General features: G+C 76.4%; 19 protein-coding genes. 10 read left to right on the top strand and 9 right to left on the bottom strand.

Features of this window, described 5'->3' with window-relative positions; translation table 11 throughout:
• Positions 1-155: 155 nt before the first annotated feature.
• Both ACWPWW_RS17880 and ACWPWW_RS17885 read left to right on the top strand, forming a co-directional pair.
• Positions 156-4,034, top strand: coding sequence for a Pls/PosA family non-ribosomal peptide synthetase (locus ACWPWW_RS17880; protein ID WP_454051668.1), 3,879 nt, complete (start codon positions 156-158; stop codon positions 4,032-4,034).
• Positions 4,031-5,380 (top strand): M1 family metallopeptidase, encoded by a 1,350-nt coding sequence (locus ACWPWW_RS17885; RefSeq protein ID WP_454051669.1) that lies wholly within the window; start codon positions 4,031-4,033, stop codon positions 5,378-5,380. The genes ACWPWW_RS17880 and ACWPWW_RS17885 overlap by 4 nt, the downstream gene beginning before the upstream one ends.
• Positions 5,381-5,386: 6 nt before the next feature.
• Here the strand turns inward: ACWPWW_RS17885 and ACWPWW_RS17890 are convergent, their stop codons facing one another.
• Together ACWPWW_RS17890 and ACWPWW_RS17895 are read right to left on the bottom strand one after the other, a co-directional pair.
• Entirely contained in the window at positions 5,387-6,070 is a 684-nt protein-coding gene (locus ACWPWW_RS17890; protein WP_454051670.1) for a 4'-phosphopantetheinyl transferase superfamily protein, read from the bottom strand.
• A 127-nt stretch (positions 6,071-6,197) separates the two neighbouring features.
• Positions 6,198-7,649, bottom strand: a complete 1,452-nt coding sequence (locus ACWPWW_RS17895) for an MFS transporter (RefSeq protein WP_454051671.1) — start codon at positions 7,647-7,649, stop codon at positions 6,198-6,200.
• A 188-nt stretch (positions 7,650-7,837) separates the two neighbouring features.
• On the opposite strand from ACWPWW_RS17895, the gene ACWPWW_RS17900 reads away from it, so the two are divergent.
• Complete coding sequence (locus ACWPWW_RS17900) at positions 7,838-8,683, top strand: LysR substrate-binding domain-containing protein (RefSeq protein WP_454051672.1); 846 nt, start codon at positions 7,838-7,840, stop codon at positions 8,681-8,683.
• A gap of 12 nt (positions 8,684-8,695) precedes the next feature.
• On the opposite strand, the gene uriH is transcribed toward ACWPWW_RS17900, so the two are convergent.
• On the bottom strand, positions 8,696-9,643 hold the full coding sequence (gene uriH, locus ACWPWW_RS17905) for a uridine-preferring nucleoside hydrolase UriH (RefSeq protein ID WP_454051673.1): 948 nt from the start codon (positions 9,641-9,643) through the stop codon (positions 8,696-8,698).
• Between the two features lie 122 nt (positions 9,644-9,765).
• On the opposite strand from uriH, the gene ACWPWW_RS17910 reads away from it, so the two are divergent.
• The 4 genes from ACWPWW_RS17910 (at position 9,766) to ACWPWW_RS17925 (ending at position 12,707) form a co-directional block, all read left to right on the top strand.
• Positions 9,766-10,143 carry a hypothetical protein gene (locus ACWPWW_RS17910; protein WP_454051674.1) on the top strand — a complete coding sequence of 126 codons (378 nt, stop codon included), beginning with the start codon at positions 9,766-9,768 and terminating at the stop codon, positions 10,141-10,143.
• Positions 10,144-10,255: 112 nt separating this feature from the next.
• Entirely contained in the window at positions 10,256-11,275 is a 1,020-nt protein-coding gene (locus ACWPWW_RS17915) for a TIGR03557 family F420-dependent LLM class oxidoreductase (RefSeq protein WP_454051675.1), read from the top strand.
• Positions 11,276-11,277: 2 nt separating this feature from the next.
• Entirely contained in the window at positions 11,278-12,102 is an 825-nt protein-coding gene (locus ACWPWW_RS17920; protein WP_454051676.1) for a coenzyme F420-0:L-glutamate ligase, read from the top strand.
• 212 nt (positions 12,103-12,314) lie between these two features.
• Positions 12,315-12,707 (top strand): hypothetical protein, encoded by a 393-nt coding sequence (locus tag ACWPWW_RS17925; protein ID WP_454051677.1) that lies wholly within the window; start codon positions 12,315-12,317, stop codon positions 12,705-12,707.
• Between the two features lie 14 nt (positions 12,708-12,721).
• Here ACWPWW_RS17925 and ACWPWW_RS17930 read toward each other — a convergent pair whose 3' ends face one another.
• Both ACWPWW_RS17930 and ACWPWW_RS17935 read right to left on the bottom strand, forming a co-directional pair.
• The gene (locus ACWPWW_RS17930) at positions 12,722-13,096 is read right to left on the bottom strand and encodes a YbjQ family protein (protein WP_454051678.1); all 375 of its coding nucleotides are present in this window, start codon (positions 13,094-13,096) and stop codon (positions 12,722-12,724) included.
• Between the two features lie 79 nt (positions 13,097-13,175).
• Positions 13,176-13,748, bottom strand: a complete 573-nt coding sequence (locus ACWPWW_RS17935; RefSeq protein WP_454051679.1) for an HhH-GPD-type base excision DNA repair protein — start codon at positions 13,746-13,748, stop codon at positions 13,176-13,178.
• A gap of 116 nt (positions 13,749-13,864) precedes the next feature.
• On the opposite strand from ACWPWW_RS17935, the gene ACWPWW_RS17940 reads away from it, so the two are divergent.
• Positions 13,865-14,425 (top strand): AMIN-like domain-containing (lipo)protein, encoded by a 561-nt coding sequence (locus ACWPWW_RS17940; protein WP_454051680.1) that lies wholly within the window; start codon positions 13,865-13,867, stop codon positions 14,423-14,425.
• Between the two features lie 3 nt (positions 14,426-14,428).
• On the opposite strand, the gene ACWPWW_RS17945 is transcribed toward ACWPWW_RS17940, so the two are convergent.
• Positions 14,429-14,572: a hypothetical protein gene (locus ACWPWW_RS17945; protein ID WP_454051681.1), complete on the bottom strand. Its 144-nt coding sequence runs from the start codon at positions 14,570-14,572 to the stop codon at positions 14,429-14,431.
• Positions 14,573-14,676: 104 nt separating this feature from the next.
• Here ACWPWW_RS17945 and ACWPWW_RS17950 point away from each other — a divergent pair, with 104 nt between their 5' ends.
• Positions 14,677-15,048: an iron chaperone gene (locus ACWPWW_RS17950; RefSeq protein WP_454051682.1), complete on the top strand. Its 372-nt coding sequence runs from the start codon at positions 14,677-14,679 to the stop codon at positions 15,046-15,048.
• A gap of 32 nt (positions 15,049-15,080) precedes the next feature.
• Complete coding sequence (cofC, locus tag ACWPWW_RS17955; protein ID WP_454051683.1) at positions 15,081-15,755, top strand: 2-phospho-L-lactate guanylyltransferase; 675 nt, start codon at positions 15,081-15,083, stop codon at positions 15,753-15,755.
• Between the two features lie 67 nt (positions 15,756-15,822).
• On the opposite strand, the gene cofD is transcribed toward cofC, so the two are convergent.
• Genes cofD through ACWPWW_RS17970 form a run of 3 tightly spaced genes read right to left on the bottom strand, consistent with a single transcriptional unit; the run spans position 15,823 to position 18,673 of the window.
• A complete protein-coding gene (cofD, locus tag ACWPWW_RS17960; protein ID WP_454051684.1) occupies positions 15,823-16,809 on the bottom strand; it encodes a 2-phospho-L-lactate transferase in 987 nt (328 codons plus the stop codon).
• Complete coding sequence (locus ACWPWW_RS17965; protein ID WP_454051685.1) at positions 16,806-17,597, bottom strand: putative F420-0 ABC transporter ATP-binding protein; 792 nt, start codon at positions 17,595-17,597, stop codon at positions 16,806-16,808. The genes cofD and ACWPWW_RS17965 overlap by 4 nt, the downstream gene beginning before the upstream one ends.
• Positions 17,588-18,673 (bottom strand): putative F420-0 ABC transporter permease subunit, encoded by a 1,086-nt coding sequence (locus ACWPWW_RS17970; protein ID WP_454051686.1) that lies wholly within the window; start codon positions 18,671-18,673, stop codon positions 17,588-17,590. The genes ACWPWW_RS17965 and ACWPWW_RS17970 overlap by 10 nt, the downstream gene beginning before the upstream one ends.

An 18,673-nucleotide genomic window follows, 5' to 3' on the forward strand; every position in this document is an offset into this window, starting at 1 on the left:
GTGCGCGGACGCCGGTCCACGTCGGGTGGACGCACGGCGAACGCCGGACGACGCATCGGTGAACGGGCCCGGCGGCGGCCGGTCGCGGGGAGAGCCGTGTGCGACAGTGCCGGTCGGCCACCGGAGCGCGGGGCCGACGGGCGAGGAGGAACCAGGTGGGCGAGACCGACGGGCTGCTGCGGGCGGCGCTCGCGCCGGATCCGCGGACGCTGGTGGACGTGCTGGCGGCGACGGTGGCCGCGCACCCCGACGCGCCGGCGGTCGACGACGGCAGCACGGTGCTCACCTACGCGGAGCTCGCCGCGACGGTGCGGGCCGCGGCGTCGGCGCTGGTCGCCGGAGGCGTCGGCCCGGGCTCGCGGGTGGGCGTCCGCGTCCCGTCCGGCACCGCCGAGCTGTACACCGCGGTCCTCGCCGTGCTCGCCGCGGGCGCCGCCTACGTCCCGGTCGACGTCGACGACCCGGACGAGCGGGCTCGCACGGTGTTCGCCGAGGCGGCCGTCGACCGGATCCTCACGGAGGGCGACCTGCCCGGGCTGGTCGCCGCCGGTCGCAGGGCCGGCGGCGCCCCGCCGGCCGGACCGGACCTCGCCGACGACGCCTGGATCATCTTCACGTCGGGATCGACCGGCGCGCCCAAGGGCGTGGCGGTGACGCACCGCTCCGCCGCCGCGTTCGTCGACGCCGAGGCGCGGCTGTTCCTCGTGGCGGCGCCGCTGGGCCCGGGCGACCGCGTGCTGGCCGGGCTCTCCGTCGCGTTCGACGCGAGCTGCGAGGAGATGTGGCTGGCCTGGGCGCACGGCGCCTGCCTGGTCCCGGCACCGCGCGCCCTGGTCCGCACGGGCATGGACCTCGGCCCGTGGCTGGTCGCGCAGGGCATCACCGTGATCTCGACCGTCCCGACGCTGGCCGGGCTGTGGCGCCCCGAGGAGCTGGCCGGGGTGCGGCTGCTGATCTTCGGCGGCGAGGCCTGCCCGCCCGAGCTCGTGGCGCGGCTCGCGACGCCGGCGCGCGAGCTGTGGAACACGTACGGCCCGACCGAGGCCACCGTGGTCGCCTGCGCCGCCCGGCTGACCGGCGAGGGACCGGTGCGGATCGGCCTCGCGCTGGACGGCTGGGACCTGGCGGTCGTCGGTGAGGACGGCGCACCTGTCGCGGAGGGGGAGACGGGCGAGCTGATCATCGGCGGCGTCGGCCTGGCCCGGTACCTCGACCCGGTGAAGGACGCGCAGAAGTACGCCCCCGCGCCGGGGCTCGGCTGGGACCGGGCGTACCGCAGCGGGGACGTCGTCCGGCTGGACCGCGCGGGGCTGCTGTTCGTGGGCCGCGCCGACGACCAGGTGAAGATCGGCGGCCGGCGGATCGAGCTCGGCGAGGTCGACGCGGCCCTCAGCGGCCTGCCGGGGGTCGCCGGCGCGGCCGCCGCGGTGCGGCGCACCCCGGCCGGCACCGCGGTGCTCGCCGGCTACCTGGTGGCGGCCGCGGGCACGACCCTCGACCTCGCCGACGCCCGGGCCCGGCTCCGGGAGGTGCTCCCCGCGGCGCTCGTGCCGCAGCTGGCGGTGCTGGACGAGCTGCCCACCCGCGGGTCGGGCAAGGTCGACCGGGACGCGCTGCCGTGGCCCCTGCCGGGCGCCACGGGCCCGGCGCCGGGCGGGGGCTCCGGTGCGGCGGGGCTGTCCCCGACCGCGGCCTGGGTGGCCGAGCGGTGGACCGCCGCGCTCGGTGCCCCGGTCGCCGGGCCGGACGACGACTTCTTCGCCGCGGGCGGCGGCAGCCTGGTCGCCGCGCAGCTGGTGTCCGCGCTGCGCGAGCGGTTCGGCACGGTGACGGTCGCGGACGTGTACGAGTACCCGCGCCTCGGGGACCTGGCGCGCCGGCTGGACGAGCTCGAGCCCGCGGCCCCCGTCGAGCACCGCGAGGTGCGGCCGACCCCGCGCCGTGCGCAGGTGCTGCAGACGCTGCTCGGCGTCCCGCTCGCCGCGCTGGTCGGGCTGCGGTGGCTGACCTGGCTGCTCGCCGCCGAGCAGCTGCTCGCGGTCACCGGCCTGGTGCCGTGGCTGACGCCCGCGCCGCACGCGTGGTGGTGGCTGGCCGCGGGCTGGGTGGCGCTGATCAGCCCGTTCGGCCGGATGGGCACGACCGTGCTCGTCGCCCGGGTGCTGCTGCGCGGCCTGCGGCCCGGCCGGTACCCGCGGGGCGGGTCGGTGCACCTGCGGCTGTGGTTCGCCGAGAGCTGGGCGGCGGCTGCCGGGGCCGAGAACCTGTCCTGCGCGCCGTGGACCGCGGTCTACGCGCGGGCGCTGGGCGCCAAGGTCGGCTCGGACGTCGACCTGCACTCGCCACCGCCGGTCACCGGCATGCTGACGCTCGGCGACCGGTGCGCCGTCGAGCCCGAGGTCGACCTGCGCGGGCACTGGCTCGACGGCGACGTGCTGCACGTCGGCCGCGTCCGGATCGACAAGCGCGCGACCGTCGGCACCCGCAGCACCCTCGCGCCGGGCGTGCGCGTCGGCCAGGGCGCCCAGGTGGCCGCCGGCTCCGCCGTGCTCGCCCCCGTCGCGCCCGGCGAGCTCTGGGCGGGATCGCCGGCGACCTTCGCCGGCCCCGCCGCCGAGGCATGGCCCGGCGGGCGCGCGCCCCGGGGCCGGCGCTGGGTCGCGATCTACGGCGCGACCGCGGCGGCGCTCGCGGCCCTGCCGGTCGCGGCGGCCACGTGCGGCCTGCTGGTCGTCGGCGCGGGCATCCGCGGGTCGGGTGCGTGGTCGGCGGCGTGGGACGACGCGGCCCGCGCGGTGCCGCTCGCCGCGCTGCTGTCGTTCCTCGTGCTGGCGCTCGCGACGCTGGTCGGCGTCCGGCTGCTCGGGCGCGGTGTCGAGGCCGGGTACCACCCCGTGCGCAGCCGGACCGGGTGGCGGATCTGGGCGACCCAGCGGCTGATGGACGACGCCCGCGCCACGCTCTACCCCCTCTACGCGAGCACGCTCACCCCGCTCTGGCTCCGTGCGCTGGGCGCGCGGATCGGCCGCGACGTCGAGGCGTCGACGGTCCTCATGCTCCCGGGGCTGACCAGCGTCGGCGACGGCGCGTTCCTGGCCGACGACACCCTGATCGGCTCCTACGAGCTGGGGCGTGGCTGGCTGCGCGTCGAGCAGGCCAAGGTCGGCAAGCGCGCGTTCCTCGGCAACTCCGGGATGATCGCGCCCGGCCGCGCCGTGCCCAAGCGCGGCCTGGTCGCCGTGCTGTCCGCGACGCCCGAGCGCGCCAAGCCGGGCACGTCCTGGCTCGGGTCGCCGCCCGCCCCGCTGCGCCGCACGCCCGGGGACGCCGACACGAGCCGCACCTTCGACCCGCCGGCCCGGCTGCGCGTCGCCCGCGCCCTCGTCGAGGCGTGCCGGCTGGTGGCCGTGGTCGCGGCGTTCGGCGTCGGCGTCGCGGTGCTGCTCACCCTGCAGGCCGTCTCCGAGCGGTGGGGTCTGGGTGCGGCGGCGCTCGCCTCGCCGGTCGTCGTGCTGGGTGCGGCGGTCGTCGCGTGCGCGGTCGCGGTCGTCGCCAAGTGGTTGCTCGTCGGCCGGCTGCGCGCCGGGGACCACCCGCTGTGGAGCGCGTTCATCTGGCGGAACGAGCTCGCGGACACGTTCCTCGAGTGCGTCGCCGTGCCCTGGCTCGGCCCCGCGACCGTCGGCTCGCCCGCGATGAGCGTGTGGCTGCGGGCCCTCGGCGCGCGCATCGGCCGCGGCGTCTGGTGCGAGACCTACTGGCTGCCCGAGGCCGACCTCGTGCGGCTCGGCGACGGCGCCACCGTGAACCGCGGGTGCGTGCTCCAGACACATCTGTTCCATGATCGGGTGATGAGCATCGACAGCGTCCGCCTCGACCCGGGGGCGAGCATCGGCCCGCACGGCGTGGTCCTGCCCGCGGCGAGCCTCGGCGCCGCCGCGTCCGTGGGCCCGGCGTCCCTGGTCCTGCGCGGCGAGTCCATCCCCGCCGGCAGCCGGTGGACCGGCAACCCGGTCGCCCCGGTGACGGCGTGACGGCCGACGCGCGCGACCCGTACCTGCCCGACCGCGTGCCCGGCGGGCTCGACGTCACGCGGTACGACCTGGAGCTCGACTACCGGGTCGCCACCAACCGGCTCGACGGCCGCGCGCGCGTGCACGCCACCGCCGCGACCGACGTCGAGCGCCTGTCGCTGGACCTGGTCGGCCTCAAGGTGTCGCGGGTGCTCGTCGACGGGCAGCGGCCCGCGCGGTTCGCCCAGCGCGAGGGCCGGCTGGAGGTGCGGCCGGCCCGCCGGATCTCCGCGGGCGCGACGGTGGTCGTCGAGGTCCAGTACGCCGGGCAGCCGGGCCCCCGACGCGGACCGTGGGGCGAGGTCGGCTGGGAGGAGCTGACCGACGGCGTCATCGTCGCCGGGCAGCCCGACGGTGCGCCGTCCTGGTTCCCGTGCGACGACCGGCCCGGCGCCAAGGCCGCGTTCCGGATCGTCGTCACCACGGAGGCGGGCTACGAGGTGGTCTGCAACGGTGCGCTCCGGTCCCGCCGCGCGCGGGCGAGCCGCGCGACGTGGGAGTTCGTGCAGGACGAGCCGACCGCGCCGTACCTGGCGACGGTGCAGATCGGCCGGTACGAGCGCTCCGTGCTGACCGAGGGCCCCGTGCCGCAGGACGTCGTCGCGCCGCCGCGGCTGCGTGTCCAGCAGGCCCACGACTTCGAGCGGCAGCCCGCGATGATGGCGCTGTTCACGGACCGGTTCGGGCCCTACCCGTTCGCCCGGTACGACGTCGTGGTCACCGACGACCCGCTGGAGATCCCGTTGGAGGCGCACGGGCTGTCGGTGTTCGGCGCCAACCACGTCGACGGCCACCGCGGCACCGAGCGCCTGGTGGCGCACGAGCTCGCGCACCAGTGGTTCGGCAACAGCCTGACGGCCGCGACGTGGCGGGACATCTGGCTGCACGAGGGGTTCGCTGCCTACGCCGAGTGGCTGTGGGACGAGGAGTCGGGCGGGCGCACCGCCGACGCCCAGGCGCGCACGGCGCGCTCCCGGCTGGCGGGGCTGCCCCAGGACCTGGTGATCGGCGACCCGGGCCGCGAGTCGATGTTCGACGACCGCCTCTACAAGCGGGGCGCGGTGACCCTGCACGCGCTGCGGATCGAGCTGGGCGACGACGCCTTCTTCGACGTCCTGCGGGAGTGGACCGACCGCTACCGGCACGGGACGGTGACGACGGAGCTGTTCGCGGCGTGCGTCGCCGACGTGACGGGGACCGACGTCGGCGGGCTGCTGGACGCCTGGGTGCGGTCGGCCGCGCTGCCGGTGCTGCCCGCTGCGCCGCGCGGGCGGGTGGCCCGGGCCGTGGGACGGCTCCTGGGCTGACGGGGCTCAGGCCCGGCCGACGTCGAGGACCGGGGTCGCCCCGGGCTCGACCGCCGCGGCCAGGGCACCGACGTGCCCCGGGCCGAGGTCCAGGTCGGTCAGCCACCACCGCGTGCCGGGCGGGGCGCCGGCCGGGCCCGTGGCGGTCACGTGGGGGCGCCCCTGTGCGTCGGACACCTCGAGCGTGCGCGGGTCCACGCCCAGGCCGGTGCCGGCCGCCTTGAGCACCGCCTCCTTGCGGGCCCAGCTGAGCAGGACGCCGTGCGGCCCGGCAGCGGGCCTCTCGTCCGCGGCCAGCACGACGCCCGCGACGTCGGGGCGTCCGACCGCGCGCTCGACGTCGACCCCCACCGGGCCGGCGGCCAGCGCGACCACGACCAGGTCGGCGGTGCGGGTCAGCGAGAGGTGCGGGACGGCACCGCCGTCCGCCCGCTGCGCCCACGGCGCACCGTGCGCGGCGCTGCCGCAGCGGGGGCAGCGGCGCCGCACGCGCACGGCGCTCGGGTCGACGCCGCACGCCTCGGCCACCGCGAGCCGGGCGAGCAGCACCGCGGCGGCGACCGCGTCACGGTCGGCGGGGGCGGCGCGTGCGACCCGGTCGCGCTCGTCCGGGTTCAGCGCGGCGGCGAGCCCGGCGGCTGGCCGCACCTCGGCATGGCGGAGGCGCAGGAGCGGGCGGTCGGCGGGCACGGGGCCATCATCGCGGGCACCGGGCCGGCCCGGCGCCTCGGGTGAAAGGTTCGGACGGACACGCCGCACGGCGTGTCCGCCCGGACCTTCCACCGACCGGTGCGTGCTGGTCGGTACCCGGCCGGGGTCAGGCCGCGACGGGCGCGTGCGCCGTCGTCTCGCGGGCGGTGAACCGGCGCACGGTGCCGCGCACGCCCAGGTCGCTGCGCCGCGCCAGCGCGATGCCGACCACCAGAGCGCCGAGCAGCGGGCCGACGCCGCACGCGACCATGCCGACGCGGGCGCCGAGGTGCTCGCAGATCCAGCCGATCAGGGTGCCGGACACGGCCTGCGCGCCGAGCAGCACGAGGACGTACAGGGCCATGACGCGGCCGCGGAGGTGCGGGGCGACGGTGGTCTGCACGAGGGTGTTGCTGCCGGTCAGGTAGAGCAGCGTGATGACGCCCATCCCGATCAGCACCGCGATGAACACCGGCCGGCTGGGCGCGAGGGCGGCGACCAGCTGCAGCACGCCGATCCCGGCGGCCAGGAGCACCAGGTGCGTGATCCGGCTGCCGCGGCGCCGCGTCGACAGCAGCGCGCCGCCGAGGGCGCCGACCGCGAGCATCGACGTGAGCAGCGCGTAGCCGCCGGCGTCCGTGCGGAACACCTGGTCGGTGTACGCGGCGAGCACCGTGGCCATGTTGACGCCGGTGACGGCCACGAAGCCGACCAGCACGACCGACCACAGGATGCGCGGGCTGCGCCGCACGTAGGCGAGGCCCTCCCGCAGCTGGCCCTTCGCGCGGGCGACGACCGGCGTCGGCGTCAGCTCGGAGGCCCGCATGACGGCCAGCAGCGACACCGCCGCGAAGCACGCCGCACCGTTGACCAGGAACGTCCAGCCCTCGCCGACCGCGGCGATGAGCCCGCCCGCGACCGCCGGGCCGACCAGGCCGCCCAGCTGGAACACCGCGGAGTTGACGCTGATCGCCTGGCGCAGGTGCTGCGGGCCGGCGATCTCGTGCACGAACGCCTGCCGCGCGGGGTTGTCGAACACCGTCGCGAGCCCGCTGACGAACGCGGCGACCAGCACGTGCCACGCCTGCACGTGGCCGGAGAGCGCGAGCACGCCGATGGTCAGCGTCGACAGGCCGAAGATCGTCTGCGTGACCATGAGCACCCGGCGGCGCGGGTAGCGGTCGGCCACGACGCCGCCGACCAGGCCGAGCAGCAGCATCGGGACGAACTGCAGCGTCACCGTCAGGCCGACCAGCGCGGCGGACCCGGTCAGGCTCAGCACGAGCCAGTCCTGCGCGACGCGGGCGGCCCAGCCGCCGGTGTTGGTGAGCACCTGCGAGGAGACGTAGAGCCGGAAGTTGCGGACGCCCAGCGCGGCGAGCGTGGCGTTCCGGGGCCTCGGCGTGCCCGCGGCGGCTGCGGCGTCGGCGGGGGTGTCGACGGGAGGCGCGGGCCGGCGGTGCAGCCCGAGGTGCGGGCGGTGCAGGGTCCGGCTGAGTCGGCTGGTCGCGGCGGCGGTGGCGCGAGCGGGGCGGCGGGTGCGGGTCGGGGACAGGGACGGGCGGCGAGCCGAGGGCACAGAAGTTCCTAGCAGGAGAGCGTGTCTGGGTACGTGCGGAACGAGTCCGGTTGCGTGGTGTCCCTCTACACTACGGCCGCAGCCGCGATTTTCTGATGTCATGGCGGCAATCAGTGTGATCACGTTCTGTAATAGTCTCGTGACGACGCCGCAGGTCAGCGGTGGCCCGTCGACGAGCGAGGAACCGCGTGTTTGACCCCGACCAGCTCCGGACTTTCCTCGCCGTTTCCGAGACGTTGAACTTCACGCGTGCCGCCGCCCGGCTGTCCCTGTCGCAGCCCACGGTGAGCCAGCACGTGCGCAAGCTCGAGGACGCCGCGGGCCGGCGGCTGCTCGACCGCGACACCCGCGGCGTGCAGCTGACCGACGACGGCCAGTCGATGGCGTCGTTCGCCCGGACGATCCTCGCGGCGCACGACGAGGCCACCCGGTACTTCACCGGCTCCGTGATGCAGGGCCGGCTGCGGTTCGGTGCGGCGGACGACCTCGCGCTCGCCCAGCTGCCGCGCGTGCTGCGCGACTTCCGCCGCCTGCACCCGCGCATCACCCTCGAGCTGACGGTCGCCCAGAGCGGCGCGCTGCACCGCCGGCTGCGGTCCGGGCACCTCGACCTCGTCTACATCAAGGAGGCGACCGGCCAGGCGGAGGGGGAGCTGGTCCGCCGCGACCGCCTGGTGTGGGTCGCGGTCCCCGGCACGACCGTCGACCCTGACGCCCCCGTCCCGCTGATCACCTACCAGGGCACCTCGCTGACCCGGCAGGCCGCCGTCCGCGCGCTGACCGAGGCCGGCCGGCCGTGGCGGATCACCTGCAAGACGGTCGAGGTCAACGGCGTCCTCGCCGCGCTCCGGGCCGGCCTCGGCATCGCGGTCCTGCCGCAGACCCTGATCCCGGACGACCTGGTGCAGCTGCCCGCCGCGTTCGGCCTCCCCGAGCCCGGGGACGTCGACATCACCCTGGTGGCCAACCCGCAGTCGCCGCGGGAGCCGATCGAGGCGCTGACGACCGCGATCCTGGGGAACGCGCCGCGCTGACGACGGGGGCGCTCAGGGCTCGCCGATCCGCTCCAGCGCGTCGACGACCAGGTCCCAGAACCGCCCGCGGTCCAGCTCCAGCGCGATCGAGGTCCGGCAGCCGTCAGGCGCCGGTGCGCGCAGGTCCGCCACCGTCATGCCCGTGGTGAGCGCGCCGGCCAGCTCGACGTCGACCACCGTCCGCCGCACAGTCATCACCCCGGGGTCGATGACGTAGGCGACCGCGCAGGGGTCGTGCACCGGGGGGTCGGCGAACCCCATGGCCTCCTGGTAGGAGGCCCGGAAGAACGCCAGCAGCTCCCCGACGAACCGCGCGGGTGCCGTGCCGACGGAGGCGATCCGGCGGCCGACCTCCGGCGTCGCCAGCGCCTGGTGGGTGAGGTCGAGTCCGACCACCACCACGTCCCACCCGGCACGGAGCACGACGCGGGCTGCCTCGGGGTCGGTGTGCACGTTGAACTCGGCGACCGGCGTCCAGTTGCCCGTCCGGTACGCGCCGCCCATGAGCACCACCTGGCGCACCCGGTCGACGATCCGCGGCTCCCGGCGCGCCGCCAGCGCGATGTTCGTCAGCGGGCCCGTCGGGACCAGCGTGACGGTTCCCGGCTCGTGGCTCATCACGGTGTCGACGATGAGGTCGACGGCGTGCCGGGGGTCGAGCGGCAGGGTCGGCTCGGGGAGCACCGGTCCGTCCAGGCCCGACTCGCCGTGGATGCTCGCGGCGTGCCTGCGGTCGACCTCGCGGACCAGCGGCCGGTCCGCGCCGGCGGCGACCGGTACACCGACGAGCCCGGCGACCTCGGCGACGGCACGGGCGTTCCGCGTCACGCGCTCCAGCGTCTGGTTGCCCGCGACGGTGGTGACGGCGAGCAGCTCGACCTCCGGGCTGCCGTGCGCCAGCAGCAGCGCGATCGCGTCGTCGTGGCCGGGGTCGCAGTCGAGGATGATCGGGCGCGGCATGCGGGCTCCTCCCGTCGTGCTGCGAGGCTCGCAGCGGCCGCACGCACCGGTCAAGGAGGCAGCTCCGCTGCGCTAGCCTCGGCGGCGGCCGACCCGGCCCCACCTGCACCGAGAGGACCTCCGTGGCCAGCGCCGACTACTTCCTGTCCGGTCACCCCGACGCCGCCCGCGCCGCCCTGGCCGCGGCCCTCGTCGAGCACGGCTTCACCGTGGAGACCGAGCCGAGCGGCGTCTGGACCGTCGCCCGCGGCAGCGTCACCGCGACGGCGCTCCTCGGCGCGCTCGCCGGGCGGCGGAACCAGCGCCTCGTCTACTCGGTGCAGTTCTTCGACCACCAGGGCACGGCCGTCGCGCGGTTCTCCCGCGAGTCGGGGGCCGGGGTGATGGGCGGCGCGTTCGGGCTGCAGCGCTCGGAGTCCGTGTTCGCGGAGGTCAGCGAAGCCGTCGCGGCGCGGTTGCACGCGCAGGGCCACCTGGCGCAGCTGGTGCGCGGCGCCTGACGCGTCCGCGACACCCGCGCGACCTCTGTCGGGAATCCCCGCGACACACGGGCTGGTTACCCTCGAGGTGGGCGCGCGACCGTGCGGTGCCCGGGCATGAGGGAGAGCGTTCGTGGCACAGGGTGTGGTGGCCGAGGGCCTGCAGGTCGGGTACGCGGCGATGCTGGAGCAGTTCCATCCGACGGAGGCCGTCGAGCTGTCCGCCTACGCCGAGAGCCAGGGGTTCCTCGGGACCATGGCCGCCGACCACTACCAGCCGTGGGTGCCGCAGCAGGGGCAGTCCGCGTTCGTGTGGAACGTGCTGGCCGCGCTGGGCGAGCGCACCACGGGTGACATGGGCCCGGGCGTCACCGCGCCGACGTTCCGGTGGCACCCGGCGATGGTCGCGCAGGCGTCCGCGACGCTGGCCGCGATGTACCCGGGGCGGCACTGGCTGGGGCTCGGCTCCGGCGAGGCGCTGAACGAGCACATCACGGCGTCGTACTGGCCCGAGGCGCCGGAGCGGATCAACCGGATGTTCGAGGCCATCGAGATCATCAAGAAGCTGTTCACGGCCTCGCTCGCCGGCAAGGACGTCAAGCACGCGGGCCAGTTCTACAAGCTCGAGTCGACCCGGCTGTGGACCATGCCCGAGGTCGCCCCCGAGATCCTGGTCGCGACCGCGGGCCCCGTCACCGCCAAGCGTGCCGGCAAGCATGCGGACGGCCTCATCACCGTCGGCGCCCCGCTGGAGAAGATCAGCGGCCTGTTCGGCAAGTTCGACGAGGGCGTCCGCGAGTCCGGTCGCGACCCGCAGGACCTGCCCAAGGTGCTGCAGCTGCACCTGTCGTGGGCCGAGACCGACGAGCAGGCCATGGAGAACGCCATGGTCGAGTGGCCCAACGGCGGCATGAAGTTCCCCAAGGGCGACATCCGCTCGCCGTTCGACTTCGCGCAGATGGCCAAGCTGGTCCGCCCGGAGGACTTCGAGGGCCGGATGGTCATCTCCGCCGATCCCGACGTGCACCGCGCCGAGATCCAGAAGTACGTCGACCTGGGCTTCGACCGGGTCTACCTGCACAACGTGGGCCGCAACCAGCGCGAGTGGATCGACGTGTTCGGCCGCGACGTGCTGCCGAAGCTGGTGCGCTGACGGTGCACGAGGACGCCGGCCGGTCGGTCGCCGCGGACGTGCTCACCGCCTGGGGCGTCCCGGGCATCGGCGAGGTGCGTCCCGGCGACGACCTGGCGGCGCTGCTCGGCGACGCGCTCGCGGCGGACGCCACGACCCGGCCGGCGACGGCGCTCGCGGACGGCGACGTGCTGGTCGTCACCAGCAAGATCGTGTCCAAGGCCGAGGGCCGCGTCGTCCAGGCCGCCGACCGCGAGGCGGCGATCACCGCCGAGACGGTCCGCGTCGTCGCCACCCGGGAGCACCCCGGCGGGGTCACCCGGATCGTCGAGAACCGGCTCGGCCTGGTCATGGCGGCCGCCGGCGTCGACGCGTCGAACACGCCCGACGGCACCGTGCTGCTGCTGCCCGAGGACCCGGACGCCACGGCGCGGGCGCTGCGCTCGTCGGTGAGGGCGAGGTTCGGGGTGCGGGTCGGCGTCCTGGTCACGGACACCGCGGGCCGCCCCTGGCGCCAGGGGCAGACGGACATCGCCATCGGCGCCGCCGGCGTCCGGGTGCTCGACGACCTGCGCGGCTCCACCGACACCCACGGCCGGGCGCTGCAGGTCAGCGTGGCGGCGCTCGCGGACGAGATCGCCGCGGCCGCCGAGCTGGTCAAGGGCAAGGCGACGGGTCGCCCGCTGGCCGTCGTGCGCGGCATGGCGCACGCCGTCACCGACGAGGACGGTCCGGGCGCGCGGGTGCTGGTGCGGGTGGGCCCGGACGACATGTTCGCCGAGGGCACCGCCGAGGCGTACGCCCGCGGGTGGAAGGACGCCGCCGGCACGCCGCCGGCCGCACGCTGAGCCCGGCCCGCCGCGCCGGCACTGCTGCGCGAGGGAGTACGCGACACGTCCGCGGAGCAGCCCGTGGGTGCGCGCTCGACGTGCCCGGTGCCCACTCGTCGTGTCGGGGCGCGCGGGGGCCGTCTGGCGGGTGGGCAGGGTTAGCATCGGCTCGCCCGGTCGTGCGACGGCCCGGGCGGCGGTGGCAGGGGATGACCAGGAGGAGGCCCGGCGTGGGCGAGAACGAGACGTTCCGGTACAGCGGCGGCACGTGGGGCGGTGACCCCGCGACGACCCCGAGCCTGACCATCGAGGTCCAGCACGGCGACATCGCGGTCGTCGACTACGCACCGTCGCCGACCAGCGCGGGCCGGTTCTACCTCGGGTTCCAGCCTCGTGACTTCTTCGACGACCCGGCCGAGAGCGCGCCGGTCGACATCGACGCCGAGGCCGAGGGCTTCGCGGCGTGGGCCGAGCTCGTCGGCGTCGACGACGTGCAGCCGGGCGAGGTGCGACGGCTGATGGCGGTCGAGGGCGGCGAGCCGGACGACACGTTCGTCGAGGAGACCGTGGTGCGGCTGCTCCGCCTCGTCAACCTCCCGCTGCCGGACGGCCTGACGGCCTGACCACCCGGTCGGTCTCAGCCGGCCTGCGCGGCGATCTGCGCCGACTGGCCGGTCGCCCCCGGCTCGCCGCCGGGGATCGGCTCGACGACGACGGCGGTGCCGTAGGCGCAGACCTCGCTGAACTGCCCGATGGCGTCGGTGTCGAACCGCATCGCGACGATGGCGTTCGCGCCGCGCTGGGTGGCCTCCTCGGTCATCCGGCGCATGACCTCGTGCCGGGACTCGTACATGATCTTCGTGAACTCGGGGATCTCCCCGCCACCGAGGGAGCGCAGGCCGGCGGTGAAGGTCGCACCGATGTTCGTGGCGCGGACGGTCAGGCCCATGACCTCGCCGAGCACGGCGTGGATGCGGTAGCCGGGGATCTCGTTGCTGGTGACCACGATCATGCGGCGAGGATGCCACGTCCCCCCGTGGCCGCGCGCCGCCCGGCGGGGTGAGTGGTGCGCGGTGAGCGGCGGGCGGGCGTCAGGCCTTGGCGGCCCGCGCGGCGGCCTTGGCGGCCTGCTTCGTCTCGCGGACCCGACGCAGGGAGTCGGGGTCGCGGACGTCGGCGATCGACCGCGGCACGTCGTCGCCGTACGCGCCGGCGGCCTCCCGCCAGCCCGCCGGGGCGACGCCGCGCTGCTTCCCGAGCAGGGCCAGGAAGATCCGGGCCTTCTGGTCGCCGAACCCGGGCAGCGCCTTCAGCCGCTTCAGCACCGTCGCGCCGTCGGGGTCGCCGTCTGTCCACAGGCGGGTGACGTCGCCGTCGTACTCGTCGGCCACCGCGCGGGCCACGGCCTGGATGCGCCCTGCCATCGAGCCCGGGAAGCGGTGCACCGCCGGCGGGGTGGCGCAGAGGGCGACGAACTCCTCGGGGTCGGCGTCGGCGATGCGGCGGACGTCGAACCCGCCCATGCGCGCGGCGATCTTCGCGGGCCCGGCGAACGCGGACTCCATGGTGACCTGCTGGTCGAGCAGCATCCCCGTGAGCAGCGCGAACGGGTCGGAGTCGAGCAGGCGGTCCGCGTCGGCGTCGCCGGTCATCCAGAGCGTCATCGCGCCATTGTGCCCGAGGGGCCCCGCGCCGGGGGCGGGCGGACGAGGCCGCGTGATCGGGCCTTGACGGCCCCCGGGTGCAGGAGGAGCGTGGGGTGGGTACAAGGGGGTGCGCGATGCGCCGTCGACTGCTGGCCTTCCTGGCCGTCCTGCCGCTGCTGCTCGCCGGGGCGGTCGGCACCGCCCCCGCCGCTGTGGCCGGCCCGTACTGCGGCCAGGTGTGGGGGTCCACCGCCGAGGGATCGCCGGGGATGTCCGCGGGCCTGCTGACCGACGTCCGTGCCGGGCGGCACCCGTGCTTCGACCGGCTGGTGCTCGACGTCGACGCTCCGCTCACCGGCTGGTCGGTGGGCTACGTCGACCGGGTCGTCATGGACGGCTCGGGGGCCGTGGTCCCGGTCCGGGGCGGCGCGCGCCTGGAGGTCGTCGCGCGGGTGGGCGTGGTGGCGACGGACGCGTTCTTCGTCGGCCCGGGCACGTTGGTGGACACCACGGGCTACCGGACGTTCCGGCACGTCGCGTGGGCCGGCAGCTTCGAGGGCGTGACCACGGTCGGGCTCGGTGTGCGGGCGCGCCTGCCGTTCCGCGCGTTCGTCCTGCCGGGGCCCGGCTCGGGGTCCCGGCTCGTGGTCGACGTCGGGCACCAGTGGTGCGACCCGGGTGAAGCGCGCTGCTGATGCTCAGGGAACGGCCACGACCGTCGACCAGCGCAGGTCGGGGCAGTCGGCCGCGGTCGCGCAGAACCGCGCCGGCTCGTGCGCGCCCCACCCGAGCGGGACGGCCACGAGGCCGAACAGGCAGCCCCCGAGGATGAGCGCGGACATGACGCGCTGCCGCACGCTCCTCACACCCATCGGCGACCGCGGGCGCACGCGGAGGGCGCATCCGGGTGATCCGGGAGGCAGACGAGGCGGAGGGGAGGGGACCGGTGCCGGAGGTCACGGAGTACGTCGCGTCGCTGCCGGACGCCGAGCGCGCGGTGGTCGGCGCTCTGCTGGACCGCACCCGGGTGCTCGTGCCGGACGTCGAGGAGGGCACGAGCTACGGCCTCGCCGCCTACCGGTACCGCGGGCGGCCGCTGGTCACGGTCGCGGCCGGCCTGCGCGGGTTGACGGCGTACCCGTTCAGCTCGGACGTCACCGCGAGCGTCCTCGCGGGGCTGGACGGGTTCGACGCCACGAAGGGTGGCATCCGGTTCACCGTGGACCGGCCGTTGCCGCCCGAGGCGTTCGACGCGCTCGTCCGGGAGCGGCGGGCGGAGATCGACGCGGCGCTGGACCGGCCGAGGCGCGCCCGCTGAGGTCCGCCGGGCGGGACGCGTAGGGTGCCAGCGTGCTGCCCGGTCGCTGGATCCTCGTCGTCCCCGTCAAGGATGCCCGGCGCGGCAAGACCCGCCTGGCCGACGTGCTCGAGCCCGCGGCCCGGGCCGCGCTGGTCCGCGCCATGGCGATGGACACGGTCGAGGCCGTCCTGGGTGCGCCCCGGGTCGCGCGGGTGCTCGTCGTGACGGCCGACCCCGAGGTGGCGGTCGCCGCGGGGGCGCTGCGCCGGGTGCGCGTGCTGCCCGAGCCGGCCGCGCGCGCCGACGACGCCCCGGGCGGGTGGGCGTCGCTCGACCGGGCGGTGCGGGCCGGGTTCGACGCCGCGCGGGCCGAGGCACCGACCGCGCACGTCGGGGTGCTGCTCGGTGACCTGCCGGGACTCGACCCGGCCGAGCTGGACGCGGCGCTGGCCGCCGCCGAGGCGCACCCCCGGGCGGTGCTGCCCGACGCCGACGGCACCGGCACGACCCTCCTCACGGCCGGGCCGGGGGAGCGGCTGCGGCCGGCGTTCGGCGGTGGGTCGGCAGCAGCGCACGCGGCGCTGGGGCACGTGCGGCTCGACCTGCCGGAGACGTCGACCCTGCGGCACGACGTCGACGTGCCGGCCGATCTGACGGCGCTGCTCGACCGCGGGGTGGGCGGCCGCACCGGCACGCTGCTGCGCCGGCTCGCGCCGCTGGGCTGACCTGCCCGCAGTCGTCGGCGCGCGGGTCGGTCGGCCTCGGGCTGCCGGCCGTACGCCGGCGCCGCCCTCAGCGTCCCACGAGCCCCAGCGCCGCCGCCGCGATCCGCGCCGTGGCCGGCACGTCCCGCATGAGCGTGTCCGCCGCCCCGGCGCGCCAGCCGTCGGCGGCCAGCTTCTCCGCCGCGTCGGCGTCGACCGTGTCGACGAGCCAGGCGTCGAGCACGCCGGGGGAGTCCGCGGGCCGGGACGCGTCGCCGCGCAGCCCGTAGTGCCGGGCCACGGCCTCGGCGGTCGCCTCGACACCGATCGTCGCCAGGCACTCGGCGGCCATGCCGCGCACCGCTGCGCCGCCGATGATCGGGGACACGCCGACGACGGCCGCGGAGGTCGAGGCCAGCGCCGCGCGCACGCCGGGCACGGCGAGGATCGTGCCGACCGAGACCACGGGGTTCGACGGCGGCAGGACGACCAGGTCGGCGTCCCGCAGCGCCTCGAGCACCCCGGGCGCCGCGGAGGCGGCAGCCAGCCCGACCTGCTCGAACCGCAGCGCGGGCAGCGCCGCACGGTGCCGGACCCACCACTCCTCGAAGTGGATCGTCCGCTCGGTGCCGTCGGCGTCCGCGACCACCACGTGGGTCTCGACGGGCTGGTCCGACATCGGGAGCAGGCGCGCGCCGATCTCCCAGCGCCGCGCGAGCCGCTCGGTCGCCTCGGACAGCGTCAGCCCCTCCCGCAGCCACTGCGTCCGGGCCAGGTGCGTGGCCAGGTCCAGGTCGCCGAGCGTGAACCACTCCCAGCCGACGTCGTACGCGGCGAGGTCGCTGCTGACCCGGCTGGTCTCCTCGCGCCGGCCCCAGCCCTGGTCCTCGTGCACCGCGCCGCCCAGGGTGTACATGAGGGTGTCGAGGTCCGGGCAGACGCGGACGCCGTGCAGCCACATGTCGTCGCCGGTGTTCGCGACGACGGTGACGTCGGCGTCGTCCCCGAGCAGGGCCAGCAGCCCGCGGGTGAACCGGGCGCCGCCGACGCCGCCGGACAGGACGGTGATCCTCATCGTGCTCCTTCGACGGGCACGAGGGCGTGCTCGGCCTCGCCGAAGGCGATCACCGGCCGCCCCGTGCCGGGGTGGGTCAGGACGACGGACTCGACGCCGTAGACCTCGCGCACCAGGTCGGCCGTCAGCACCTCGCGCGGGTCCCCGGCCGCGACGAGGCGCCCCTGCGCCAGCACCAGCACGTGCGCGCAGTACGCGGCGGCCAGGTTGAGGTCGTGCAGCGCGGCGATCGTGGTGCGGCCGAGGTCCCGGACGAACGCGAGCAGGGACAGCTGGGCGCTGACGTCGAGGTGGTTGGTCGGCTCGTCGAGCAGCAGCAGCTCGGGGTCCTGAGCGAGCGCCCGGGCGATGTGCACGCGCTGCCGCTCGCCGCCGGACAGCGCGGACCAGGCCCGGTCGGCCAGGTGCACGGCGTCGGCCGCGGCCAGCGCGCGGTCGACGGCACCGTCGTCGGCGTCCGTGCCCCACAGGGTCCGGTAGGGGATGCGGCCGAGGGCGACGACCTCGCGCACGGTCAGCGGGACGGTCGACGAGGACTCCTGCTCCAGCAGCGCGATCCGGCGGGCGCGCTCCCGCCGGGGCACCGTGTGCACCGGGACGTCGTCGGCCAGCACGGCGCCGGCCTCGGGCTCGAGCAGGCCCGCGACGAGCCGGAGCAGCGTGGTCTTGCCGGCGCCGTTCGGCCCGAGCAGGCCGGTCAGCGCGCCGGGGGGCGGGGTCGCGTCGACGCCGTCGACCACCCACCGGCCACCCAGCCGGGTGCCGACGCCGGAGATGCTCAGGTCCATGCGCTGCCCCTCCCGCGGCGCAGCAGCACCGCGAACACCGGGACGCCGATCAGCGCGGTGACGATGCCGACCGGCAGCTCCCGGGGGTCGAACAGGGTGCGCGCGCCGGTGTCGGCCCAGACCAGGAAGATCGCGCCGACGACGGCCGCCACGGGCAGCAGCCGGCGGTGCGCGGGCCCGGTGAGCGCCGACACGGCGTGCGGCAGCACCAGCCCGACGAACCCGATGGAGCCGCTGACGGCCACCATGGCGCCGGTGAGCAGGGCGACCAGCGTCATCAGCACCCAGCGCGTCCGGTCGACGTCGATGCCGAGCGAGGCCGCCGCCGTGTCGCCGAACGCGAAGGCGTCCAGCCGCACCGCCGACCCGACCAGCACCGTGCCCACGACGAGCAGTGCGACTCCGGCGATGGCCACGGACTGCCAGGTCGACCCCGCGAGGGAGCCGAGCAGCCAGTTGAGGATCTCCCGGTAGGAGTCGCCGGTCGCCGACCAGAAGATGACGAACGACGTCCCCGCGGCCGCGAGCTGGGACACGGCGAGCCCGGCCAGGACGGCACGGCCCGGCGTCAGCACGCCCCCGACGCGCGCGAGGCTCAGCGTCGCGACGAGCGCCGCCAGCGCCCCGGCGAACGCGGCGACGGGCAGCAGCAGGCCCACGCCGACGACCAGCACGGCGACCGCTCCGAGCGACGCGCCCGACGACAGCCCGAGCAGGTACGGGTCGGCCAGCGGGTTCCGGGTCAGGCTCTGCATGACGGCGCCCGCCAGCGCGAGGCCGGCACCGACGGCCGCGCCGGTCAGCACCCGCGGCAGCCGCAGGCCCCACACGATCGCGTCCGTGAGCACCGGCACCCCGCCGTCCGCGCCCGCCGCCGGGCCGAGGCCGAGGTGGCCGAGGATGCTGCGCGCGACGTCGGCGACGGCGATGTCCGCCGGCCCGATCGTCACGGTGACCAGCACGGTCCCGACCAGCAGCGCCAGGCCGACCGCGAGCGTCGCCACCAGCGGCGGCCGCCACGGCGGGCGGGTCGCGGGCGGCCGGACGGTCGCCGGTCGGGCGGGGGCGGCGGTCAT

It is taken from the genome of Cellulomonas sp. Marseille-Q8402, from assembly GCF_965119525.1.

What these genes read in the sequence shown, in the direction of transcription:
- cofD (WP_454051684.1), bottom strand. Translation starts at nt 16,809, where the DNA reads ATGAGGATCACCGTCCTGTCCGGCGGCGTCGGCGGCGCCCGGTTCACC.
- ACWPWW_RS17935 (WP_454051679.1), bottom strand. Translation starts at nt 13,748, where the DNA reads ATGACGCTCTGGATGACCGGCGACGCCGACGCGGACCGCCTGCTCGAC.
- ACWPWW_RS17940 (WP_454051680.1), top strand. Translation starts at nt 13,865, where the DNA reads ATGCGCCGTCGACTGCTGGCCTTCCTGGCCGTCCTGCCGCTGCTGCTC.
- ACWPWW_RS17930 (WP_454051678.1), bottom strand. Translation starts at nt 13,096, where the DNA reads ATGATCGTGGTCACCAGCAACGAGATCCCCGGCTACCGCATCCACGCC.
- uriH (WP_454051673.1), bottom strand. Translation starts at nt 9,643, where the DNA reads ATGCCGCGCCCGATCATCCTCGACTGCGACCCCGGCCACGACGACGCG.
- ACWPWW_RS17965 (WP_454051685.1), bottom strand. Translation starts at nt 17,597, where the DNA reads ATGGACCTGAGCATCTCCGGCGTCGGCACCCGGCTGGGTGGCCGGTGG.
- ACWPWW_RS17970 (WP_454051686.1), bottom strand. Translation starts at nt 18,673, where the DNA reads ATGACCGCCGCCCCCGCCCGACCGGCGACCGTCCGGCCGCCCGCGACC.
- ACWPWW_RS17945 (WP_454051681.1), bottom strand. Translation starts at nt 14,572, where the DNA reads ATGTCCGCGCTCATCCTCGGGGGCTGCCTGTTCGGCCTCGTGGCCGTC.